Annotated in this window: 18 protein-coding genes; 8 read left to right on the top strand and 10 right to left on the bottom strand. The window is 72.0% G+C overall.

The window, feature by feature from the left end; genetic code table 11:
- The first annotated feature begins 52 nt into the window (after positions 1-52).
- Positions 53-337 (top strand): hypothetical protein, encoded by a 285-nt coding sequence (locus tag QA802_RS15340; protein WP_319171339.1) that lies wholly within the window; start codon positions 53-55, stop codon positions 335-337.
- Positions 338-772: 435 nt separating this feature from the next.
- Here QA802_RS15340 and QA802_RS15335 read toward each other — a convergent pair whose 3' ends face one another.
- Positions 773-1,384, bottom strand: coding sequence for a MarR family winged helix-turn-helix transcriptional regulator (locus QA802_RS15335; RefSeq protein WP_334522492.1), 612 nt, complete (start codon positions 1,382-1,384; stop codon positions 773-775).
- Positions 1,385-1,492: 108 nt separating this feature from the next.
- Here QA802_RS15335 and QA802_RS15330 point away from each other — a divergent pair, with 108 nt between their 5' ends.
- Positions 1,493-2,431 carry an EamA family transporter gene (locus QA802_RS15330; protein ID WP_334522490.1) on the top strand — a complete coding sequence of 313 codons (939 nt, stop codon included), beginning with the start codon at positions 1,493-1,495 and terminating at the stop codon, positions 2,429-2,431.
- A 128-nt stretch (positions 2,432-2,559) separates the two neighbouring features.
- Here QA802_RS15330 and pepN (QA802_RS15325) read toward each other — a convergent pair whose 3' ends face one another.
- Positions 2,560-5,127 (bottom strand): aminopeptidase N, encoded by a 2,568-nt coding sequence (gene pepN, locus QA802_RS15325; protein ID WP_334522488.1) that lies wholly within the window; start codon positions 5,125-5,127, stop codon positions 2,560-2,562.
- Between the two features lie 100 nt (positions 5,128-5,227).
- Between pepN (QA802_RS15325) and QA802_RS15320 the strand changes: the two genes are divergently transcribed.
- Both QA802_RS15320 and QA802_RS15315 read left to right on the top strand, forming a co-directional pair.
- A complete protein-coding gene (locus QA802_RS15320) occupies positions 5,228-5,458 on the top strand; it encodes a ribbon-helix-helix domain-containing protein (RefSeq protein WP_334522485.1) in 231 nt (76 codons plus the stop codon).
- The gene (locus QA802_RS15315) at positions 5,445-5,792 is read left to right on the top strand and encodes a type II toxin-antitoxin system PemK/MazF family toxin (RefSeq protein ID WP_334522482.1); all 348 of its coding nucleotides are present in this window, start codon (positions 5,445-5,447) and stop codon (positions 5,790-5,792) included. The genes QA802_RS15320 and QA802_RS15315 overlap by 14 nt, the downstream gene beginning before the upstream one ends.
- A gap of 74 nt (positions 5,793-5,866) precedes the next feature.
- Here QA802_RS15315 and QA802_RS15310 read toward each other — a convergent pair whose 3' ends face one another.
- Positions 5,867-6,883, bottom strand: coding sequence for an aspartate-semialdehyde dehydrogenase (locus tag QA802_RS15310; RefSeq protein ID WP_334522479.1), 1,017 nt, complete (start codon positions 6,881-6,883; stop codon positions 5,867-5,869).
- Positions 6,884-7,198: 315 nt separating this feature from the next.
- On the opposite strand from QA802_RS15310, the gene QA802_RS15305 reads away from it, so the two are divergent.
- Together QA802_RS15305 and QA802_RS15300 are read left to right on the top strand one after the other, a co-directional pair.
- On the top strand, positions 7,199-7,744 hold the full coding sequence (locus QA802_RS15305; protein WP_443042115.1) for a sigma-70 family RNA polymerase sigma factor: 546 nt from the start codon (positions 7,199-7,201) through the stop codon (positions 7,742-7,744).
- Between the two features lies 1 nt (position 7,745).
- A complete protein-coding gene (locus tag QA802_RS15300; RefSeq protein WP_334522473.1) occupies positions 7,746-8,582 on the top strand; it encodes a hypothetical protein in 837 nt (278 codons plus the stop codon).
- A 141-nt stretch (positions 8,583-8,723) separates the two neighbouring features.
- Here QA802_RS15300 and QA802_RS15295 read toward each other — a convergent pair whose 3' ends face one another.
- A complete protein-coding gene (locus tag QA802_RS15295; protein ID WP_334522471.1) occupies positions 8,724-12,047 on the bottom strand; it encodes a S8 family serine peptidase in 3,324 nt (1,107 codons plus the stop codon).
- 289 nt (positions 12,048-12,336) lie between these two features.
- Between QA802_RS15295 and QA802_RS15290 the strand changes: the two genes are divergently transcribed.
- Positions 12,337-12,825: an NUDIX hydrolase gene (locus tag QA802_RS15290; RefSeq protein WP_334522470.1), complete on the top strand. Its 489-nt coding sequence runs from the start codon at positions 12,337-12,339 to the stop codon at positions 12,823-12,825.
- A 107-nt stretch (positions 12,826-12,932) separates the two neighbouring features.
- Here the strand turns inward: QA802_RS15290 and QA802_RS15285 are convergent, their stop codons facing one another.
- Together QA802_RS15285 and pepN (QA802_RS15280) are read right to left on the bottom strand one after the other, a co-directional pair.
- Positions 12,933-13,991, bottom strand: a complete 1,059-nt coding sequence (locus QA802_RS15285; RefSeq protein WP_334522468.1) for a hypothetical protein — start codon at positions 13,989-13,991, stop codon at positions 12,933-12,935.
- Between the two features lie 285 nt (positions 13,992-14,276).
- Positions 14,277-16,955 (bottom strand): aminopeptidase N, encoded by a 2,679-nt coding sequence (pepN, locus tag QA802_RS15280; RefSeq protein WP_334522467.1) that lies wholly within the window; start codon positions 16,953-16,955, stop codon positions 14,277-14,279.
- Between the two features lie 152 nt (positions 16,956-17,107).
- Between pepN (QA802_RS15280) and QA802_RS15275 the strand changes: the two genes are divergently transcribed.
- Positions 17,108-17,752, top strand: a complete 645-nt coding sequence (locus QA802_RS15275; RefSeq protein ID WP_334522464.1) for a mycothiol-dependent nitroreductase Rv2466c family protein — start codon at positions 17,108-17,110, stop codon at positions 17,750-17,752.
- A 4-nt stretch (positions 17,753-17,756) separates the two neighbouring features.
- On the opposite strand, the gene QA802_RS15270 is transcribed toward QA802_RS15275, so the two are convergent.
- The 4 genes from QA802_RS15270 to QA802_RS15255 all read right to left on the bottom strand — a co-directional run bounded on the left by QA802_RS15270 (position 17,757) and on the right by QA802_RS15255 (position 21,234).
- The gene (locus tag QA802_RS15270; RefSeq protein ID WP_334522461.1) at positions 17,757-17,990 is read right to left on the bottom strand and encodes a hypothetical protein; all 234 of its coding nucleotides are present in this window, start codon (positions 17,988-17,990) and stop codon (positions 17,757-17,759) included.
- A 121-nt stretch (positions 17,991-18,111) separates the two neighbouring features.
- Positions 18,112-19,458 carry an LLM class flavin-dependent oxidoreductase gene (locus QA802_RS15265; RefSeq protein WP_334522458.1) on the bottom strand — a complete coding sequence of 449 codons (1,347 nt, stop codon included), beginning with the start codon at positions 19,456-19,458 and terminating at the stop codon, positions 18,112-18,114.
- A gap of 217 nt (positions 19,459-19,675) precedes the next feature.
- Positions 19,676-20,416, bottom strand: coding sequence for an ABC transporter ATP-binding protein (locus tag QA802_RS15260; protein WP_334522455.1), 741 nt, complete (start codon positions 20,414-20,416; stop codon positions 19,676-19,678).
- On the bottom strand, positions 20,392-21,234 hold the full coding sequence (locus QA802_RS15255) for an ABC transporter permease (protein WP_334522453.1): 843 nt from the start codon (positions 21,232-21,234) through the stop codon (positions 20,392-20,394). The genes QA802_RS15260 and QA802_RS15255 overlap by 25 nt, the downstream gene beginning before the upstream one ends.
- Positions 21,235-21,236 lie beyond the last annotated feature (2 nt).

Raw genomic sequence — 21,236 nt, 5'->3', positions numbered from 1 at the left:
ATACGGCACCCCGGACGCGCGCGTCGCGACGCCGTTCGCTAACTTGGGCACCGTGGACAAGAAGAACGCCCTGCGCGCCGGCGCCCTGGCCGCCGGTACGACGCTGATGATGCTGCTCATGTCGTCCCCCGCGCTCGCGCTCACCCGCGACGACGGCGACGACCCCGGCCCGGGTCTCAGCGTCATCGAGACGCTGGGCCTCTACGTCGCGGCCCCCCTCGTACTGTTCGCGCTGATCGCCGGACTGGTGTGGGTGCTGGACAGGTCGAAGGACCGGGGCGACGACACCAGCTCCAACATCTCCGTCCGGGGGAAGGCCAAGCCCGCCAAGGCTTGAGGTTCCCGTTCTCGGCACGCTCCTCGAGGGCGCCGGTCCCACCGCACGTACGCACAGACCGTGCACGGCGGGACGGGCGCCCTCGCTGTGTGTCCGGACCGAAGGGCGGCGGGCCGCAGTCCGGAAATCCGTCGACAGGCCGGGCGGCTCGGCGGGCAGGCTGGTGCGCATGACCTACCGAATCGAGTCCCCCACCGTCCGGTGAGCGCCCCGGACGATCGGAAGGGGACCCGCTGGTGTTCCAGTGGGCCGTTTGGGACGACGGCGCGCCACCGCGGGAGCAGGCCGCGGCCGCCCTGCGTCGGCTGGCCGAGGAGGACTCGAAGCGCTACAGCCGGGTCAGCGGCGGCACCCGCGAGCGGGCCGAGGAACTCGGCTTCGCATGGCCCTTCGACACCAGACCGGACGGGCCGGGACGGGCGGGATCGGGCGTCGTCAGCCTCGCGGGGTCTCCGTGGACAGCAGCAACTCCCGCAGCAGGTCGGCCAGTCGGCCGGCCTGTTCGGCGTTCAGGGCTGCGGCCAGGGAATCCGTCTGGACGGCGAGGCCCGCGACGACGGCACGGTCGACGAGTTCCAGTCCGCGCTCGGTCAGCGTCACCTGGAGGCCGCGGCGGTCGTGCGGGTCGGGGGAGCGACGCAGCAGCCCGGCCCGCTCCAGCTTGTCGAGGCGGCCGGTCATGCCGCCGGTGGTCAGCATGAGCGTCGCCGAGAGCTGACGCGGCGAGAGGGTGTAGGGCTCGCCGGAGCGGCGCAGAGTGGCGAGTACGTCGAACTCGCCGCGGGCGATGCCGAGTGCCGCGTACGCCTGCTCCGTACGGTCGCCCATCGCGCGGGCGATCCGGCCGATGCGGCCGAACACCTCCATGGCGGCGGTGTCGAGGTCCGGCCGCACCGTCGCCCACTGCTCGGCGATCGCGTCGACGGGGTCCTTGCGCGTGACGTCCTTGCGCGTGCGGTCCTTGCGCGAGGGGTCCTTGGGCGAGTGCGCCGCAGGCGGGGAGTCTGCCGGCGTGGGGTCCGCGGGCGTGGGGGACTGGCTGCTCATGGGGTGAGTATCCGCCCGCCTTCGGTGACCCGCAAGAAAGTGGCTCACGAACTAGCGGATGACAGACAAGAGACTTGCAAGTAAGTAGCTTAGCGCTAAGCTACCTATATGAAGAGGTCAGCCACCGTCCTGCTCACCGCCCTCGCCCCGATCTCCTGGGGCACCACCTACGCCGTCACCTCCGAGTTCCTCCCGGCCGACCGGCCCCTGTTCACCGGCCTGATGCGGGCGCTGCCCGCCGGGCTGCTGCTGCTCGCGCTCGGCCGGGTGCTGCCGCGCGGGGTCTGGTGGGGGAAGGCCGCGGTGCTCGGCGCGCTGAACATCGGCGCCTTCTTCCCCCTCCTCTTCCTCGCCGCCTACCGGCTGCCCGGCGGCATGGCGGCCATCGTCAGCTCGGTCGGCCCGCTGCTCGTGGTCGGCCTGTCGGCGGTGCTGCTGAGGCAACGGCCCACCGCACGGACCCTGCTCACCGGCGTGGTGGCCGTGTTCGGCGTCGGCCTCGTCGTGCTGAAGGCGGCCGGGGCGCCGGACGCGCTCGGGGTGGTCGCCGCGCTCGCCTCCACGGCGTCGATGTCGGCCGGAACGGTCCTGACGAAGAAGTGGGGCCGTCCCGAAGGGGTCGGCCCGCTCGCCCTCACCGGCTGGCAGCTCACCGTGGGCGGCCTGCTCATCGCGCCGCTCGCCCTGCTCGTCGAGGGCGCCCCGCCCGCGTTGGACGGCCGTGCGGTCGCCGGCTACCTCTACCTCGCCCTGGCGAACACGGCGGTCTCGTACTGGCTCTGGTTCCGCGGCATCGGCCGCCTCAGCGCCACCCAGGTCACCTTCCTCGCCCCGCTCTCGCCGCTGACCGCGGCCGTCGTCGGCTGGGCGGCGCTCGGCCAGTCGCTGACGCCCGTGCAGCTGACGGGCATGGCGCTGGCCTTCGCCGCGACGGTGGCGGGGCAGCTGACGCCGCGGCGGCCGCCCGTGCCGGCCGCGACCCGCCCCCGCGAGGACCTCGGGGCCGCCGCCGACCTCCCGCCCGCGCGGGCGGCCGCGGGGAAGTGAGACGCGGTGAGGTGAGGTGAGCATGCGGCGAGGGCGCCCGGTGTGATCACCGGGCGCCCTCGCCGTCGTCCACGCGCCGACGCACGCGCTGTGTTGCGTACGCGCCGCGTTCCGCCGTACCGCGTCGACTAGCGCGCGTCGGCCGCCTGGGCATTCAGCGCGCGCTCCACGCCCGAGCGGGACTCGGAGACGAGGCGGCGCAGGGCCGCGTTCGGCTCGGCCGAGGCCAGCCAGGCGTCCGTGCGGTCCAGGGTCTCCTGGGAGACCTGGACCGCCGGGTAGAGGCCGACCGCGATCTGCTGGGCGATCTCGTGCGAACGGGACTCCCAGATGCCCTTGACGACCTCGAAGTAGCGGTCGGTGTACGGCGCGAGCAGCTCACGCTGGTCGGTCTGGACGAAGCCGCCGATGACCGCCTCCTGAAGGGCGTTGGGCAGCTTGTCGTCCTCGACGACCTGCGCCCACGCCTCCGCCTTGGCCTCCGGCGTCGGACGCGCGGCCCGCGCGCTCGCCGCGTGCCGCTCGCCGGCCGCCGTGCGGTCGCGCTCGTACTCGGCGGCGATCTCCGCCTCGTCGAACCGGCCGACCGCCGCGAGCCGCTGCACGAACGCCCAGCGCAGCTCGGTGTCGACAGCCAGGCCCTCGATCGTCTGCGAACCGTCCAGCAGGGAGTCCAGGAGGTCCAGCTGCTCCGGCGTGCGGGCGGTGGCCGCGAACGCGCGCGCCCAGGCCAGCTGGTGGTCGCTGCCCGCGGCGGCGGACCGCAGATGGGCGAGCGTGGCGTCCGTCCAGCGGGTCAGCAGTGCCTCGCGGGCCGTCGGGTCGGCGTACAGGTCGACGGCGAGCTTGACCTGACGGTGCAGCGACTGGACCACGCCGATGTCCGACTCCTTGCCGATGCCGGACAGCACCAGGGACAGGTAGTCACGGGCGGGCAGTTCGGCGTCCCGGGTCATGTCCCACGCCGACGCCCAGCACAGCGCGCGCGGCAGGGACGCCTCGAAGTCGCCCAGGTGCTCGGTGACGAAGGCGAGCGACTGCTCGTCCAGCCGGACCTTGGCGTACGACAGGTCGTCGTCGTTGAGCAGGACGACGTCCGGACGGCGCTTGCCGACCAGCTGCGGGACGGCCGTCAGCTCGCCGTCGATGTCCAGCTCCACGCGCTCGTCGCGCAGCAGCTTGCCGCTGTCGTCGTCGAGGCCGTACAGGCCGACGGCGATGCGGTGCGGGCGCAGCGTCGGCTCGCCCTTCGCACCGGCCGGGAGCGCCGGGGCCTCCTGGCGGACCGCGAACGAGGTGATGACGCCCTCGGCGTCCGTCTCGATCTCGGGGCGCAGCACGTTGATGCCGGCCGTCTGCAGCCACTTCTGCGACCACGTGGCGAGGTCACGGCCGGAGGTCTCCTCCAGCGCGCCGAGCAGGTCGGACAGCCGCGTGTTGCCGAAGGCGTGCCGCTTGAAGTACGCCTGCACGCCCGCGAAGAACTCGTCCATGCCGACGTACGCCACGAGCTGCTTCAGGACGGACGCGCCCTTGGCGTACGTGATGCCGTCGAAGTTGACCAGGACGTCGTCCAGGTCGCGGATCTCGGCCATGATCGGGTGGGTCGAGGGCAGCTGGTCCTGTCGGTAGGCCCAGGTCTTCATGGAGTTGGCGAACGTGGTCCACGAGTGCGGCCAGCGCGAGTCCGGCGCGTACGCCTGGCAGGCGATCGAGGTGTACGTGGCGAACGACTCGTTCAGCCACAGGTCGTTCCACCACTCCATGGTGACCAGGTCGCCGAACCACATGTGGGCCAGCTCGTGCAGGATCGTCTCCGCGCGTACCTCGTACGCGGCGTCGGTCACCTTGGACCGGAACACGTACTGGTCGCGGATGGTGACCGCGCCCGCGTTCTCCATCGCGCCCGCGTTGAACTCCGGCACGAACAGCTGGTCGTACTTCTGGAACGGGTACGCGTAGTCGAACTTCTCCTGGAACCAGTCGAAGCCCTGCCGGGTGACCTCGAAGATCGCGTCCGAGTCGAGGAACTCGGCGAGCGAGGGCCGGCAGTAGATGCCGAGCGGCACCGACTGCCCGTCCTTCTCGTACACGCTGTGGACGCTGTGGTACGGGCCGACGACGAGCGCGGTGATGTAGCTGGAGATCCGCGGGGTCGGCTCGAACACCCAGACGTCGTCCTTGGGCTCCGGCGTCGGCGAGTTGGAGACGACGGTCCAGCCGGTCGGCGCCTTCACGGTGAACTGGAAGGTCGCCTTGAGGTCGGGCTGCTCGAAGGACGCGAACACCCGACGGGCGTCCGGTACCTCGAACTGGGTGTAGAGATAGGTCTGTTCGTCGACCGGGTCGACGAACCGGTGCAGACCCTCACCGGTGTTGGTGTACGCGCAGTCCGCCACGACCCGCAGGACGTTACGCCCCTCCAGCAGGCCCGGCAGCGCGATCCGGGAGTCCTGGAACACCTCTTCGGGGGCCAGCTCCTCCCCGTTGAGCGTCACCTCGTGGACGGCCGGGGCCACCAGGTCGATGAAGGACGCGGCACCGTTTTCGGCCACGTCGAAGCGCACGGTGGTCACGGACCGGTAAGTGCCGCCCTCCCGCGCGCCGGAGAGGTCGAGATCGACCTCGTACGAGTCAACGGTGAGCAGCTTCGCCCGCTGCTGCGCCTCTTCGCGAGTCAGGTTTGTGCCAGGCACGCGGTCATCTCCTCGATATGTGTCGGTTGCGTCATCCTTCCACGAAGTCCGCCCACGCTGGAGTGGCTACGGTTTGGCTACTGCGGGTAGTATCGGGGGTATGAAGATCAGTGTGAGTCTGCCCCAGGAGGACGTCGCCTTCGTCGATGAGTACGCGGCCAGAACCGAGGCCGATTCGCGGTCCGCCGTGATACACGCTGCCATCGAGCTGCTGCGTGCCGGCCAGCTGGAGGCCGAGTACGCGGAGGCTTTCCAGGAGTGGGACGCGGGCGAGGACGCCGGGTTCTGGGACAGGTTCGCGGGCGACGGGCTGGTCGATGAGGCGAGGTGACATCTGTCTGGTCGACTACGAGCCGACGCGGGGCAGCGAAGTGAACAAGGCGCGCCCCTCGGTGATCGTGTCCAACGACGCCGCCAACCGGTCGGTCGAGCGCCACGGCCGAGGGGTGATCACCGTGGTGCCCCTCACGTCGAACACGACGCGCGTCCTGACGTTCCAGGTGTTCCTCGGCGCGGACGAGTGCCACTTGCCCAAGGACTCGAAGGCTCAGTGCGAGCAGGTGCGAGCCGTGGCTCCGGAGCGGATCCTCGCGCGGATCGGTGCGGTACCACGACCGCGCATGGCGGAGATCGACGGCGCACTCCGGCGGCACCTCGCTCTCTGAGCGCACCGTCTGAGCGCACCGCAGGGTTGGCCGCCGAACACCGGCGGCCACCCCTGCGCACGTGTGCGAGGGCGTCAGCCCTTGAGCTCGTCCGCCACCAGCTCCGCGATCTGCACCGCGTTCAGCGCGGCGCCCTTGCGCAGGTTGTCGTTGGAGATGAACAGGGCGAGGCCGTGCTCCACGGTCTCGTCCCGGCGGATACGACCCACGAAGGACGGGTCCTTGCCGGCCGCCTCGAGCGGCGTCGGGATGTCGGTGAGGACCACGCCGGCGGTCTCGGACAGCAGCTCCGTCGCACGCTCCGCCGACAGCGGACGGGCGAAGCGGGCGTTGACCTGGAGGGAGTGCCCGGAGAACACCGGGACCCGCACACAGGTGCCGGAGACCCTGAGGTCCGGGATCTCCAGGATCTTGCGGGACTCGTTGCGGAGCTTCTGCTCCTCGTCCGTCTCGCCCAGGCCGTCCTCGACGATCGAGCCGGCGAGCGGGACGACGTTGAAGGCGATGGGACGCTTGTAGACCTGCGGCTCGGGGAAGTCGACCGACCCGCCGTCGTGGGTCAGCTTGTCCGCCTCAGGCACCACCTTCTGCGCCTGGCCGTGCAGCTCCGCCACGCCCGCCACGCCCGACCCGGACACCGCCTGGTACGTGGCGACCACCAGCGCCTCCAGGCCGGCCTCCGCGTGCAGCGGCTTCAGGACCGGCATCGCGGCCATCGTGGTGCAGTTCGGGTTGGCGATGATGCCCTTGGGGCGGTGCGCGATCGCGTGCGGGTTCACCTCGGAGACCACCAGCGGAACCGCGGGGTCCTTGCGCCAGGCGGACGAGTTGTCGATCACGACCGCGCCCTGCGAGGCGACCTTCTCCGCGAGCGCCTTCGACGTCGCGCCACCCGCCGAGAACAGGACGATGTCCAGCCCCGCGTAGTCGGCCGTCGCCGCGTCCTCCACCGTCACGCCGTCCAGGACCGTCCCCGCCGAGCGGGCCGACGCGAACAGGCGCAGCTGCGTGACCGGGAAGTCCCGCTCCTTGAGGATCCTGCGCATGACCGTGCCGACCTGACCGGTGGCTCCGACGATTCCGACCCTCACGGCGACTCCCTCTGTCCGTCCCATTTACGTGCGTGTTGCCTGGCCCAGGCCATTCCATGATGCGGCCGACCCCGGCCCGCCTGTCCAATTCTTTGCCCCGCATGCCCGAGGGCTGGGACGCCCCGCCGCGCCCGCCGGTTACGGAACTCCCTCCCACACCCCGCTGAACTGGAGGAATTCGCCCCGCGCCCACCCCGCACCGCAAGCCGTGCTGCCGCACGCGCCGGTGTGACGTACGCCTCTGCGCGATCCCCCACGGCTCCGCCGAACGTTTCCGCGGCCCACGGCGTCATAGAGGAAACGCGGTAGGGAGGGGTGGCTGTGCTGCGCAGAAGGGCCCACCGCGTCCTGGGGGAGGACGGGGCCGTGTCCGGCGACGACCCCCTGGACGCGGCGCAGGAACGCCGGGTGCGGGCGGTGCTCGCGCTCGGCGGGATGCCGCAGGCGGACCTGCCGGACGGGGTGCAGCAGGTCCGCCTGCGGCTGCTGGAACGCGCGGCGAAAGGCTACGAGGCGCCGCGCGACGTCTCCGCGTGGGCGGCGGTCGTGGCCTCCAACCTCGCCATGGACTGGCATCGCGCCAAACGCCGTCAGGAACGGCTGGGGGAGCGGCTGGCCTCGCTGCGCCAGCACGAGCCCGCCTCGGGCGAGGACACCAGCGTGCTCTCCCTCGCCGTCGCCCAGGGCCTGGACGAGCTGCCCGACGCCCAGCGGCAGGTCCTCGTCCTGCGTTTCTACGCCGACCTGCCGGTGCGCTCGATAGCCCGGGAGCTGGGCGTCCCCGAGGGCACCGTCAAGAGCCGCCTGCACACAGCGGTCCGGGCGCTGCGCGCCCGCCTGCACGAGGACGAGGTGGTGTGACGTGACCGCGGAACACGAGGGCCGCGCCGGTCTGGACGCGCTGATGGCCGCGATCGTCGACGAGCCGCTGCCGTACGAGAGCCGCGCGGACGACGCCTTCATGGCGGAACACCGCTCGGCGACGGCCGACCTCGCGCTGCTGCGCGAGCAGCTCGGCGCCCTCGCGGACGCCCTCACGGCGGACCCGGCGGCCCGGGCGGAGCAGCGGGCCGACCCGGCACACCGGCCCGGGCGATTCCGGCGCCCCCGGCCGCCCCGCGCGTCCCGGCTCCCCTCGCCGTCCCGGCCCGGGCCGGCGGCCCGGCTGCGGCCTCTCGTGCTGCGGGCCGCGTGCGTCGCCGCCGCCGGCGCGACGGTCTTCGGGGTCGGGTGGGGGGTCGTCCAGGTGGGGCACGGGGTGTCCGACGACGCCGACGGGAAGGCGAGCGCCGCGAGCGACGCGGGCGCGGGCGCCGACGGGTCGGGGGCCAAGGGCACCGAGGACGCCGGCAGCCCGCTCGGCGACCCCGGGTACCTCGTGTGCGCCCGGCTCGTGGTGGAGGGGGAGGTGACGGACGTCCGCCCGCTGCCCGGTACGACCCGCGAGCGCGTCACGCTGCGCGTCACGCACGCGTACCGGCCCGCCGTGAGCTCGCCGGAGGCGGGTTTCGACCTGGAGCACGACACGGACCCGCTGCCGGCGGCGGGCGACCACGTGCTGGTCGCGCTGGGGCGGGGGTCGGCCACGCCCGACGTCTGGGCGGTCGGCGAGGCCGACATCGTGCCCCAGCGGACCGCGCTCGCCCGAGCCCTCCCCGAGACGGCCGGCCTCACCTGTGACGGAACCCCGCCCGGCTGACCGGGTGACGGGCCGACCGGGCCGCCGGGACGGGTCGGGTCGCGCGGCGCGTGCCCTGACGGGGCCGGTCGGCGGCGGGAACGGCGGGGGGCGGGCGCCCTTACGGACGCCCGCCCCCACTGCTGTGCTCGGTGTTACGTGTTACGGGGTGACCTTCTCGATCGCCACGCTGCCGGAGCCCGCGACGGTGCCCCGCGCGTTCACGAGCTGGACCTGGCCGAAGAAGGCCCGGCCCTCGGGCGCCGCGGCCGCGGCGGTGACCGTCGCCTTGACCGACGTCGAGGCGCCCGTGCCCAGCTTCACCGGCGTCGACTCGTCGACGGCGACGGCGCCCAGGGAGGACGAGAAGAACACGTCCAGGTAGTCGTACGCCGTCGTGCCGGCCGGGACGGAGTAGCCCGCGACCTCGATGGTGTACGTGCCGGCGGCGGGCGCCGGGATGGAGACCGCCTCCTCCGAGTCACCGTCGGCCTGCTGCGCGACCTGGTTGCCGGCCGCGTCGAAGACCGTGAGGTCCAGGTCGGCGGAGGCGTCCGAGACGTTGCCGATGGAGACGTCGAGCGACTTGGCGCCCGCCGGGACCTCGACCGTGGTGGTCTGGGTCTCGCCGTTCGCGATGGTCGGACGGGTCGCCTTGGACGAGCCGAGCGGGCCGCCGGCCAGCTTGCCGTCGATCGCGGCGAAGTTGTTCGTGACCTTCCAGGAGGCGGTGGCCGGGGTGCCGACCTTCACCTCGGGCACGGTCACGGTCGCCGGGTCGAAGGCAGCGCCGTAGACGGTGGCTTCCAGCTTGTACGGGTTGTCCAGCAGCGGCGAGGTGCGGCGCGACTCGACCTCGATCTCCCAGACGCCGGCCTGCGGGTTCAGGTACGAACGGGCGTCCGGCCGGCAGCCGTTGGTGTTCGGGTAGTTGCTGTAGCAGTAGATCGTGGAGCTGTCCTCGACCGCGACGCCGTACGGGTGGATCGAGATGAACCGGGTCTGGCTCTTGTCCTTCAGACCGCCGATCGCGACCTCGAACGACTTGGCGCCCTCGGGCACGGTCAGGAAGTACGACTGGAAGCTGTTGCGCTGCACGGTGTTCGACACGGCGAACTTGTGCTTCAGCGGCGTCGAGACGACGACCGTGTTGAGGATCTGCTTGTCGACGCCCTCGGTCTTCGGGTCGTCGACCTCGAGGATGGCGCTGGCGATGCCCGCGGCCCTCGGCTTGGCCTGGATCCGGACCGTCACCGGCTTGTTCAGCGGCAGCTTCACCTCGTCGTCGCCGAGGATCTTGAAGGTGCCGGCGGCGTTGTTCTCGAGCTCCAGCTCGTGGCGGACCGCCGTGGCGGGACCGGACGTACGGGTGATGGTGACGTCGTACGTCTTCTTCTGCCCGGCCTTCAGACCGCTCTCGCGGTCGTAGATGCCGGTGCCGAAGCCCGGGGTCTTCAGGGCCTGGTCGAGCGCGGTGTCGACCGGGGCCTTGACGGTGTAGTCGTGGGCGGTGGCGCCCTTCCTGATGGACTTCCAGGCGTCCACGACGTCGATGGCGCCAGCGCCCTCCTCGTACGCCTGCACACCCTTGATGTGGTGGGCGGTCGAGGTGAGCGCCGTGCGCAGGATCGCCGGGGTGAGCGCGACCTTGTGCTGCTTGGCGGCCGAGATCAGCAGCGCCGAGGCCCCCGCGGCCTGCGGGGAGGCCATCGAGGTGCCCTGCAGCATGGAGTAGCCGGCCGGCAGCTGGTAGCCCGCCTCGGCGACCGGGGCGCCCGGCAGCCAGGTCTGGGTGGTGTTGATCGCGGCGCCGGGCGCGACGAGCGTCGGCGTGAAGCCGCCGTCCTCACGCGGGCCGCGCGAGGAGAACGGCAGCAGCGCGTACTTCTTCGTCACCTGCGAGCCGTAGTTGGCCGCCCAGGTCTCCTTGGAGATGCCCGCGCCGACCGAGATCACCTTGTCGGCCAGACCGGGGTCGCCGATGGTGTTCGCGCCGGGGCCCTCGTTGCCCGCGGAGATCACGAGCTGGACGCCGTAGGTGTCGATGAGGCGGGTGTACAGCTCGGCGCGCGCGTTGTTGCCGTCGTTCAGACCCGGCAGACCGCCGATCGACATGTTGACGATGTCGACGCCGCGGTTGACGACCAGGTCGATCATGCCCTCGGTGAGGGCCACGTTGGTGCAGCCCGGACCGAAGACGCAGGCGCGGGAGGAGACGAGCTTCGCGCCGGGCGCGGCGCCGTCCATGTTGCCGCCGAACAGGCCGTTCGCGGCGGTGATGCCGGCCACGTGGGTGCCGTGCTCGCTGGCGATGAGGCCGATGTTGGCGAAGTCGGCCTTCTTGCCGACCCAGTCGCCGCCGAACGGGTCCATCGGCACGTCCTTGCGGATCTGCACGACGAACGGCTGCCGCTCGGCGATGTCGGTCTTCGGGTCGTCGGTGCCGAAGTACCCGACCTGGTAACCGTCCTTGTACGGCTTCATCGCGGTGTCGTCGCCGAAGTCGCCGTTGTTGTTCACGTCGACGGTGACGGTGCCGGCGGCCGCGTCGTACAGGACGCCCCACACGTCGGTGGTGTCGCCGTCACGGTTGACGTCGCCCTTGGCGTCGCCGCCGGCGGTGGCGGACTCGCGGAACAGGTTGACCTGGTACGAGCCGGGCTTCGCGGTCCAGGTCCGGCCGCCGAAGGCGAAGCTGGGACCGGACACCGAGGTCGTCATCGGGCGCCACGAGGCGTCGCCGTCGAGGATCGGGTCGGTGGCCGTCACCCAGTCGACGATCTTGCGCTCGCCGGTGGTGGTCTTCTGCAGCGCGGGGTGGCCGAGGTCCACGCCGGAGTCGAGGATGCCGATGGTGACGCCGCGGCCGTCCGCCTTCGGGTTCTTCTTCACGAAGTCGACGGCGCCCGTCTCGAAGGACGGGTTGTACGGGTTCTCGGCGGGGGTCTTCCTGCCCGGCGCGGGGTAGGTCTTCGCCTTCGCGGCGGACTTCGCGGACTTGGCGGTCGTTGCGGTGTCCGCGCTGGGCGCCGGGTCGTCGAGGACGATGTCCTGGCGCAGGTCGATGGCATGCACCGAGGACAGCTTGGCGGCCGCGGCGATCGCGGAGTCGGCCTTGCCCGTCGGGACGGTGGCGCGGACGTAACCGAGCTTGTCGTAGGACTGGCCCACGGAGCCGCCCTTGACCCCGTCCAGCTCCTCGGCGACCTGCTCGGTCTGGCCGGGGGCGGTCGCGACCATCAGCGTGACGTTCTTGTCGCCGGCGGCCTTGGCCTCGGCGAGGAGGTCGGCGTCGTCGGAGCCGAGCTTGTCGTGGGCGGACTTCACGCCCGGGTCGGCCGTGACCGGGGCCTGGCCGGCGTCGGCGGAGAAGGCCATGGGTATCGGTCCGGCCGCGGACAGCGCGGCCACGAGTCCCGCGGCCACGGCTATCCGCGCCACGCGTCTTGCGCCCGATATGGGTTCACGCTCGGGGGTGTGGGTCATCGGCATCCCTTGTAGGTAAAGGAACGAGCAGCACGTGAACAGGCCGTTCCTGCCTGATCACGGTCCTCCGGAACGCGCTCCCGGATGACCGCAAAGTTTTGCCTAAGAGTCAGTTGTTTGGGGAGAGTTGATGGAATCGAGATGGATGTTTGGGGAAAACCCTCTATGAGCCGACTGTGCACGCGCTGTCCGACCGCTCTTCCGCCGCCGTCGGGGCCGCGGTGCGGGCGGCAGCCGAGCGGACGGAAAACCCGCTGCCCGGGCCGGCCGATGCGGCTACCGTCCGGGTATGCGCAAGACGTTGAGGGTGGCGGCCTACGCCGTCTGTGTCCGCGACGGCCGGCTGCTGCTCGCCCGCTCGCCGGCTCCCGACGGCACGCCCGAGTGGGTGCTCCCCGGCGGCGGCATGGAGCACGGCGAGGATCCCCTCGACACCGTCGTGCGCGAGCTCGACGAGGAGACCGGCTACCGCGTCGAGGTGACCGGCCTGCTCGGCATCGACTCCGCCCGCCGCACCTTCGGCCGCACCTTCCGCCCCGCCCTCGGCCGCAAGGGCCTGCGCGGTCCCGAGGACCATCACGCCGTCCGCGTGCTCTACGAGGGGCGGGTCGTCGGCGGGGAACTGCGCCACGAGGTGAACGGCTCCACCGACATGGCCGCCTGGCACGACCTGGACGCGGTCGCCTCCCTCACCCGGGTCCGCCTGGTCGACACCGCGCTCGCACTGTGGCGGGAACGCCCGGTGACCGGCCGGACTGCCGTGCCGCCCGGAGGATGAGACGCCCGAGGAGGGGCCGTCGGTCCCGCTCCGACGGCCCCTCCTCTCCCCTCCTGATGCCGCCCCGGTCGGCACCGGTCGGTATCGGTCCGCTCCCGGCCGGGCCCCTACCGGGGCAGCACCACGACATACGCGGCCGGGTCGCGGTCGCCCGACGCCATCAGGGCCGTGCGGACCACCGCCGCCTGCTGTTCGCTCGCGTCCCGCAGCTTTTTCGGCGTGACGTACACGACGGTGATACCCAGACGCTCCAGGTGTTCCCGCTTGCGCGCGTACTCGGACCACAGCGCGTCCTCGTCCTGGCGCGGGGCCCGGGTGTCCAGCTCCACCGCCACCGCCTGGTCCGGCCAGTAGGCGTCCAGGCCGCCGAGGTGGGGGCCGCCCGGCAGGCGCAGGTCCACGTTCCACACCGGGTCGGGCAGGCCGTGCTCGTGCACCATCGCGTACAGGCGGTCCTCCGCGATCGCGCGCCCCTCCGCGAGCAACGCGTCCACGGCGTCCACCACGTGCGGCCGGCTCAGCAGCTTCGCGTCGTTCAACTCCCGCACCACGGCGGTCGGTTCGCAGTGACCCCCGCGTACCGCCTCCGACAGCAGCCGGCGCACCAGGACCGCGTCCGTCAGAGCGGCCACCGCGTCGGCCAGGGCGCGCGGCACCGGCGCCACCGGGACCCCGGTCGCCTGCTCGGGCGCCGGCAGCGAGGCCGTGCGGACGACGTGCGCGCAGCCCGTCGAGCGCAGTCGGCGCAGCCGCGGCACCAGGACGTCGACGTGCTCCAGCGAGGTCAGCGGCGGCGCGGACGCCAGACCGCGCAGATTCAGGGCGGCCAGCCCCGTGATCATCGCGTCCCGGTACACCGGCCGGTGCGGATCCCCCGAGGCGGGCTGGGACGGCACCCCGGGCGCCGACGTCTCACGGGCCGCGTACATCAGCACCGCGTGCAGCCGCTCCTCGCTGGTGGGCGGTCCCGGGTGGAGCAGGTACACGCCGGGCAGCACCTGCTGCCAGGGCCCGCCGGGACGGCACTGCTCCTCGGCCTCGGCGGACGCCACGCCCTGCGAGCGGAGACGGGCGGCGGTGGCGACGCGGCGGTGGATGTCGGAGAGGCGGCGGACGGGGCGGGGGGACGCCGAGGGGACGCGGGGGAGCGGGGTGTTGTGGTTCATGCATCGGGGATTCCGCGCTCGCCGGGCCGATTAACCGCTGTTACACGCTCGTCGACAAATCGGGACAAGTTCGCCCTAAAGGACGGGTGTTCGGGTGCCGAGTAGGCACCGAAAACCCCTGGTCCCGAATGAGGGGGCCAGGGGTTACGGGTCGGATCGGCGGAATTCCGTAACGGTGACCGTCGGCAGAATTCATGGCCAAAGGCAGGCCTCGCAGGAAGGCGTCCGGACCGGCTGGCGGCGCCCGGGCCGGCTGGGACGGGCTCAGGCAGGCTCGGACAGGTCCTAGTCGGCCGCGTTCCCTGCTTCGGCTCCCGTTTCGGCCTCCGCTTCGGCCCTCGTCTCGGACCTCGCTTCGGCCCTCGCGTCGTACGCCTGCCCGCGCAGGCCCCGCGCATGGTCGTCCCACGCCTCGAGGACCAGCCGGCGCAGCGCCGGGGGCGCCGAGTCGTGCGCGGCCAGCCAGACGTCCGTCTCCACCAGCGTCTGCGGGGTGTCCTGCAGGGACGGGAACAGGCCCTTGACGATGGTCATCGCGATCTGGATGGAACGCTCGGACCAGACCCGCTCGATCGCGGCGAAGTACTTGTCCCGGTACGGCGCCAGCAGCTCCCGCTGCGAGGGCTGGCCGAACCCGGCGATCGTCGCCTCGATCAGGGCGTTGGACAGGGCGTCGGACTCCACCACCTGCGCCCACGCCTGGGCCTTCACCGCCGCGGAGGGGCGGGCGGCGAGGCAGCGCACCTGGTGGCGCTTGCCGGACGCGGTGTCGTCACGCGCCAGTTCGGCCTCCAGCGCCTTCTCGTCCGCGTACCCGTGTGCGGCCAGCGGCTCCAGGAACGTCCAGCGCAGCTCCTGGTCCACCTCCAGCCCCTCGACCGTCGACGTGCCGTCCAGCAGGCCCTGCAGCAGCGCGAAGCCGGCCGGGCGCTCGGCCGTGCCGGCGAAGAACCGCGCCCAGGCCAGCTGGTGCTCGCTGCCCGGCTCGGCGGCGTACAGCTCGCGCTCGGCGCCCTCGGCCAGCAGCCGCGCGCCGGTCTCGCGCAGCGGCGGCGCCACGTAGTGCACCAGCGCCGACTCCGCCCACGCGTGCAGCATCTGCAGCACGCCGATGTCCGACTCGCGGCCCGCGAAGCGCAGCACCAGCCCGATGAAGTCCCGCGCGGGAAGCAGCGCGTCCCGCGTCATGTTCCACAGCGCCGACCAGCACAGCGCGCGCGCCAGCGGGTCGGTGATGTCGCCCAGGGAGGAGCGCAGGGTTTCCAGCGAGGTCTCGTCGAAGCGGGTCTTGCAGTACGTCAGGTCGTCGTCGTTGACCAGGACCAGCTCGGGCGCCTCCTGGCCGGCCAGGTCCAGGGCGATCGTGCGCGGCCCGTCGACGTCCGCCTCGGCGCGCGCGTACCGCACCAGACGGCCCTCCTCGCGGCGGTAGAGACCGACCGCCACCCGGTGCGGCCGCAGCTCCGGGTGGGACTCCGGGGCCTCCTGGAGCACCGCCAGCTCGGCGACCCGCCCCGACGGGTCCAGCAGCACCTGCGGGGTCAGCGAGTTCACGCCCGCCGTCTGCAGCCAGGACCGCGCCCACGCGCCCATGTCCCGGCCGCTGGTCTCGCCGAGCACCGACAGCAGGTCGCCGAGGCCGGTGTTGCCGTACGCGTGCCGCTTGAAGTAGCGGCGGGCGCCCTCCAGGAACGCGTCCTCACCGACGTAGGCGACCAGCTGCTTGAGGACGCTGGCGCCCTTGGCGTAGGTGATGCCGTCGAAGTTGAGCTTCGCGTCCTGGAGGTCGCGGATGTCGGCGGTGATCGGGTGCGTGGAGGGCAGCTGGTCCGCGCGGTAGGCCCAGGCCTTGCGGCGGTTGGCGAACGTGATCCAGGCGTCGGAGAAGCGCGTCGCGCCGACGCTGGCGAAGGTGCCCATGAAGTCGGCGAAGGACTCCTTCAGCCACAGGTCGTCCCACCACACCATGGTGACGAGGTCGCCGAACCACATGTGGGCCATCTCGTGCAGGATGACGTTCGCCCGCGCCTCGTAGGAGGTCTTCGTCACCTTCCCCCGGAAGATGTACTCCTCGCGGAAGGTCACCAGGCCCGGGTTCTCCATCGCGCCCAGGTTGTACTCGGGCACGAACGCCTGGTCGTACTTGCCGAAGGGGTACGGGTAGTCGAAGTGGTCGTGGTAGAAGTCCAGGCCCTGCTTGGTGATCAGGAAGACGTCGTCGGGCTCGAAGTAGGGGGCCAGCCCCTTGCGGCACATCGCGCCGAGGGGGATCTCCAGCGTCGTGCCGTCGCCCAGGTCGCGCGTGTACGTGTCCGTCACGTAGTGGTAGGGGCCGGCCACGACACAGGTGATGTACGTCGAGATCGGCTTCGTCTCCGCGAACCGCCAGACCCCGTCCGTGAGCTCCCCGGCGCCGTTGCTCCACACCGTCCACTCCTCGGGCGCGCGCACCTCGAAGCGGAAGGGGGCCTTGAGATCGGGCTGCTCGAAGGTGACGAAGACCCGGCGCGCGTCGGCGGGCTCGTACTGCGTGTAGAGGTAGACCTCGCCGTCCTCCGGGTCGACGAAGCGGTGCAGGCCCTCGCCCGAGCGGGAGTACGCGCACCGGGCGTCCACCACCAGCTCGTTCTCCGCCGCCAGGTCCTCCAGCAGGATCCGGGCGCCGTCGAAGACCTCGCCGGGGTCGAGGTCGCGGCCGTTGAGGGAGACGGACGTCACACTCGGCGCCATCAGGTCGGCGAAGGTCGACGCGCCGGGCTCGTTGCAGCGGAACCGGATCGTGGTGACCGACCGGAAGGTGCGCGGCGCGTCCCCGGACCGGTCTCCGGTCGTCCCCGAGCTGTCTCCGGTCGCCGACCGGTCGTCGACCGCCGAACGGACGTCGAGGGACACGTCGTACCCGTCGACGGACAGCAGGGCGGCCCGCTCCCGGGCCTCGTCGCGGGACAGGTTCTCACCGGGCACGGGCGGTACTCCCTCACTGCGTGGCGCATGGGTCTGACGGACAGGAGCGATCCTGTCATGCGCCCCTGACATCGGGCAGCAGGGAATGTGCGGCACGGGCGGCGGTGTTGACCCGGGAAAGCCGTGCCTGTTGAGGATCTCTGAGGAGAGACATGTCGGAGAAGACCCCCGTCGACTTCTGGTTCGATCCGCTGTGCCCGTGGGCCTGGATGACCTCCAGGTGGGTGCTGGAAGTGGAGAAGGTCCGTGACATAGAGGTTCGCTGGCATGTGATGAGCCTCGCCGTCCTCAACGAGAACAAGCTCGACGAGCTGCCCGACGAGTACCGCGAGATGCTGGCGGTCCAGGCCTGGCAGCCGGTGCGCGTGGTCACCGCCGCCTGGCAGCTGCACGGCGAGGACGTCCTCGGCCCGCTGTACACCGCCCTCGGCACCCGCATCCACAACAACGGCGAGGGCCCGACCGTGGAGGCCATCGCCGGCGCGCTGAAGGACGTCGGCCTGCCCGCCTCCCTGATCGACTACGCCGAGCAGTCGGACTTCGAGTTCGACGCCCAGCTGCGCGCCTCCCACAAGGAGGGCATCGAGAAGGTCGGCCAGGACGTCGGCACCCCCGTCATCGCCGTGCCCGGACCCGACGGCGAGCAGATCGCCTTCTTCGGCCCCGTCGTCACCCCCGCCCCCCAGGGCGAGGAAGCCGCCCGCCTGTGGGACGGCACTCTCGCGGTGGCCTCGGTCCCCGGTTTCTACGAGATCAAGCGCACCCGGACCAAGGGCCCCGACTTCAGCAACCTGTGAGGCCTCAGGATCCCGCCGGCTCGGCAGACGTCCGGAACTCCTCCGGGAGGTCGAAGCCGGCCCTCCAGTTGAAGTAGGACTGCACCCGCACACAGCCCTGGCGGGTGCAGCGCCGGTACTTGTCGACCTCCGCGCCGCGCACCCGCCCGAGCGCGTAGATCCGCTCGGCGTCGTGCAGGCGCCGGAAGTGCTGCTCGGTGTCCCCGCAGTTGGGGCACCGCCTTTTCGGAAGACCCATGCGGAACACTGTCACCCGCGACGGCGTCCGCCGGGAACCTCCCGCGCCGTCCGGGCATCGCGACTCGCACGGTCGCCGTACGGGAAAGGCGGTCGGCTCGACCCGGTCCTGAGGGACCGGGTCACGTCGACGCGGTGGCGAGTGCGGGGCCGACGTACTGGTTGGCGGGGCGTGGCAGGCCGTACCGCTCGCGCAGGGTCGTGCGCGGGCCGTACCCGGTGCGCAGCAGTCCCCGGGTGCGCAGGATCGGGACGACGTGGTCCACGAAGGCGTCGAGGCCGGAGGGCAGGACCGCGGGCATGATGTTGAAACCGTCGGCGGCCCCTTGCCGGAACCAGGTCTCGATCGTGTCGGCGACCTGCTCGGGCGTCCCCGCGAAGGTGTGATGCCCGCGGCCGCCGCCGAGCCGCCCGATCAGCTGCCGCACGGTGAGACGTTCGCGCCGGGCCAGCTCCACCACCAGCGTGTAGCGGCTCTTCGCGCCCTCGATGGCCTCCTCGGGCGGCAGGACGGCGGGCAGCTCCGCGTCCAACTCCAGTGTGCCGGGGTCCAGTTGCAGCAGCGACTCCAGCCGCCCCACGCCGTGCGTGTACACGATGTGGTCCTCGAGGACGCGTTCGTGCGCCCGCGCCTCCGCCTCCGTGGAGCCGATCACCGGCACGATCCCGGGCAGCACCTTGACGTGGCCGGGATCGCGGCCGGCCGCCGCCGTGCGGGCCTTCAGGTCGGCGTAGAAGGCCTGCGCGTCGGCGAGGGTCTGCTGGGCCGTGAACACCGCCTCCGCGTACCGGGCGGCGAACACCTTGCCGTCCCCGCTCGAGCCCGCCTGCACCAGCAGCGGGTAACCCTGCGGCGAACGCGGGACGTTGAGCGCGCCCTCGACGCTGAAGTACGTCCCCCGGTGCCGGGGCGGATGGATCTTTCGGTCGTCGCCCCAGACGCCGGCCGCCTTGTCGGCGACGATCGCGTCGTCCTCCCAGCTGTCCCAGAGCTTCAGCGCCACGTCGAGGAACTCGGCGGCCCTGGCGTACCGCTCGGCGTGCGCGGGCTCGGCGTCGAGACCGAAGTTGCGCGCGGCCTCCGTGCCGGCCGTGGTGACGATGTTCCAGCCGGCCCGGCCGCCGCTGATGATGTCCAGCGAGGCGAACCTGCGGGCCAGGTTGTAGGGGGAGTTGTAGGAGGTCGACGCGGTGGCGATGAGGCCGATGTGCTCGGTCGCCGTCGCCAGTGCGGTGAGCAGCGTGAGCGGCTCCAGCGCGCCGGCCGGCCGCTGGGCCAGGTCGCCCCACAGCTGCGGTCCGTCGGCGAGGAACAGCGAGTCGAAGGCGCCGCGCTCGGCGATCCGGGCCAGATGGACGTAGTGGCTCAGCTCGACATGGGCGTACGGATCGCTCTCGGGCAGCCGCCACGAGGCCTCGTGGTGACCGGTGTTCATGAGGAACGCGTTGAGATGAAGCTGGCGGGGCATGGGGTGTCCTTCAGGCAGTCAGGAGGGGGAGGGGAAGAAGGCGGGGGAGGGGAAGGGGAGGGGAAGGGGAGGGGAAGGGGGGACGAACGCCGGGAAGACTCAGCCGGTCCGCCGTTCGAGGACGAGGCCCGGGCAGCCCCCCGGCCGGCATCGGTGCGGCTGGCCGGCATCGGTGGGCCGGCATCGCCAGGCCTCGGCCGGCCCGTGTCGGCCTGGCTCAGCCGGCGTCGCCGGTCACGCCCAGCGCCGTCAGCAGCCGCTCGCGGTACTCGCCGAGCAGCGGATCCCGGTACGAGCGCGGATGCGGCCGCTCGATGGTCAGGTCGAGCCCGATCCGGCCGTTCTCGAGGACGAGGACGCGGTCGGCGAGCACGATCGCCTCGTCCACGTCGTGCGTGACGAGCAGCACGGAGGGCCGGTGGCGCTCCCACAGTTCGCGCAGCAGGCTGTGCATCCTGATCCGGGTGAGCGCGTCCAGCGCCCCGAACGGCTCGTCGGCCAGCAGGAGTTCGGGCTCGCGGACCAGGGAGCGGGCCAGCGCGGCGCGCTGCGCCTCACCGCCGGACAGCTCGTCGGGCCAGGCCCGCTCGCGCCCCTTCAGCCCGACCTCGGCGAGAGCCTCGCGACCCCGGCGCTCGGCCTCCTTGCCGTCGAGTCCCAGCAGGACGTTCGCCAGCACCCGCCGCCAGGGCAGCAGCCGCGAGTCCTGGAAGACGACGGAGACCCGCTCCGGAGCCGTCAGCTCTCCGCTCCCGGCGACCGCGTGGTCCAGGCCCGCGACCGCCCGCAGCAGGGTGCTCTTGCCGGATCCGCTGTGCCCGAGCAGGGCCACGAACTGCCCGGCGGGGATGTCCAGGTCGACGGCGTCGAGGATCGTGCGTCCGTCGAACGACCGGGTCAGCCCGCGCAGCCGGACGGCGGCGGCGGTACGGGTCAGCTGCTCAGTGTGCGGCGCCATGACAGCACCCTCCGTTCGACGAGACGGACCGCGCTGTCGGAGATCAGACCGAGGACGCCGTAGATGAGGAGACCGACCAGGATGACGTCCGACTGGCCGTAGTTCTGCGCCTGGAACATCAGGTAGCCGAGGCCGCTGGTGGCGTTGATCTGCTCGAGGACGACCAGACCGAGCCAGGATCCGGTGACGCCGAGCCGCAGTCCCACGAAGAATCCGGGCAGCGCCCCGGGAATCACGATCTCCCGGATGAACCGCACCCTCGACAGCCCCTGCACCTCGGCGAGTTCGACGAACCGGTGGTCGATGCCGGACAGCGCGGCATGTGTGTTGAGGTAGATCGGGATGTAGACGACGATCGCGATGATGGCGATCTTGAAGGTCTCGCCGATGCCCAGCCAGAGGATGAACAGCGGGATCAGGCCGAGGGTCGGGATCGCCCGGTTGAGCTGCACGGTCCCGTCGATCAGCGCCTCCCCGGTCCGGGACAGCCCGGATGCGAGGGCGAGCGCCACCCCGGCGGTCAGGCCGATCGCGAAGCCGTATCCGGCGCGTTCCAGCGAGGTCAGGACATCGGTGGCGAGCGTGCCGTCGCTCCACAGCCGGGCGCCGGTCTCCAGCACCGTCCAGGGCGCGGGGACCGCCGCGGGGTCGAGCCGCCCGGCGGCGGAGGCGGCGGCCCACAGGGCGAGGACGACGAGCGGTCCGATCATGCGGGCGGCGGGCAGGCGTTTGCCGGGGGAGAGGCCGCGGCGGCGGCGTCGGCGGGGCTCCGGTCCGGCGGTGGCGACCGGAGCCGTGCTCAGGGTGGTGGTGGTCATGG

It is taken from the genome of Streptomyces sp. B21-105 (assembly GCF_036898465.1).
Lineage (GTDB): Bacteria > Actinomycetota > Actinomycetes > Streptomycetales > Streptomycetaceae > Streptomyces.
Note: the sequence above shows the minus strand (reverse complement) of the source record. Positions and strands in the feature narration are given on the sequence as shown.

Bases quoted from the DNA above. Each gene is read 5' to 3' on its own strand.
- QA802_RS15275 (WP_334522464.1), top strand. From the start codon at position 17,108: ATGTCGGAGAAGACCCCCGTCGACTTCTGGTTCGATCCGCTGTGCCCG.
- QA802_RS15255 (WP_334522453.1), bottom strand. From the start codon at position 21,234: ATGACCACCACCACCCTGAGCACGGCTCCGGTCGCCACCGCCGGACCG.
- QA802_RS15315 (WP_334522482.1), top strand. From the start codon at position 5,445: ATGAGGCGAGGTGACATCTGTCTGGTCGACTACGAGCCGACGCGGGGC.
- QA802_RS15270 (WP_334522461.1), bottom strand. From the start codon at position 17,990: ATGGGTCTTCCGAAAAGGCGGTGCCCCAACTGCGGGGACACCGAGCAG.
- QA802_RS15335 (WP_334522492.1), bottom strand. From the start codon at position 1,384: ATGAGCAGCCAGTCCCCCACGCCCGCGGACCCCACGCCGGCAGACTCC.
- QA802_RS15265 (WP_334522458.1), bottom strand. From the start codon at position 19,458: ATGCCCCGCCAGCTTCATCTCAACGCGTTCCTCATGAACACCGGTCAC.
- QA802_RS15260 (WP_334522455.1), bottom strand. From the start codon at position 20,416: ATGGCGCCGCACACTGAGCAGCTGACCCGTACCGCCGCCGCCGTCCGG.
- QA802_RS15295 (WP_334522471.1), bottom strand. From the start codon at position 12,047: ATGACCCACACCCCCGAGCGTGAACCCATATCGGGCGCAAGACGCGTG.
- QA802_RS15285 (WP_334522468.1), bottom strand. From the start codon at position 13,991: ATGAACCACAACACCCCGCTCCCCCGCGTCCCCTCGGCGTCCCCCCGC.
- QA802_RS15290 (WP_334522470.1), top strand. From the start codon at position 12,337: ATGCGCAAGACGTTGAGGGTGGCGGCCTACGCCGTCTGTGTCCGCGAC.
- QA802_RS15320 (WP_334522485.1), top strand. From the start codon at position 5,228: ATGAAGATCAGTGTGAGTCTGCCCCAGGAGGACGTCGCCTTCGTCGAT.
- QA802_RS15330 (WP_334522490.1), top strand. From the start codon at position 1,493: ATGAAGAGGTCAGCCACCGTCCTGCTCACCGCCCTCGCCCCGATCTCC.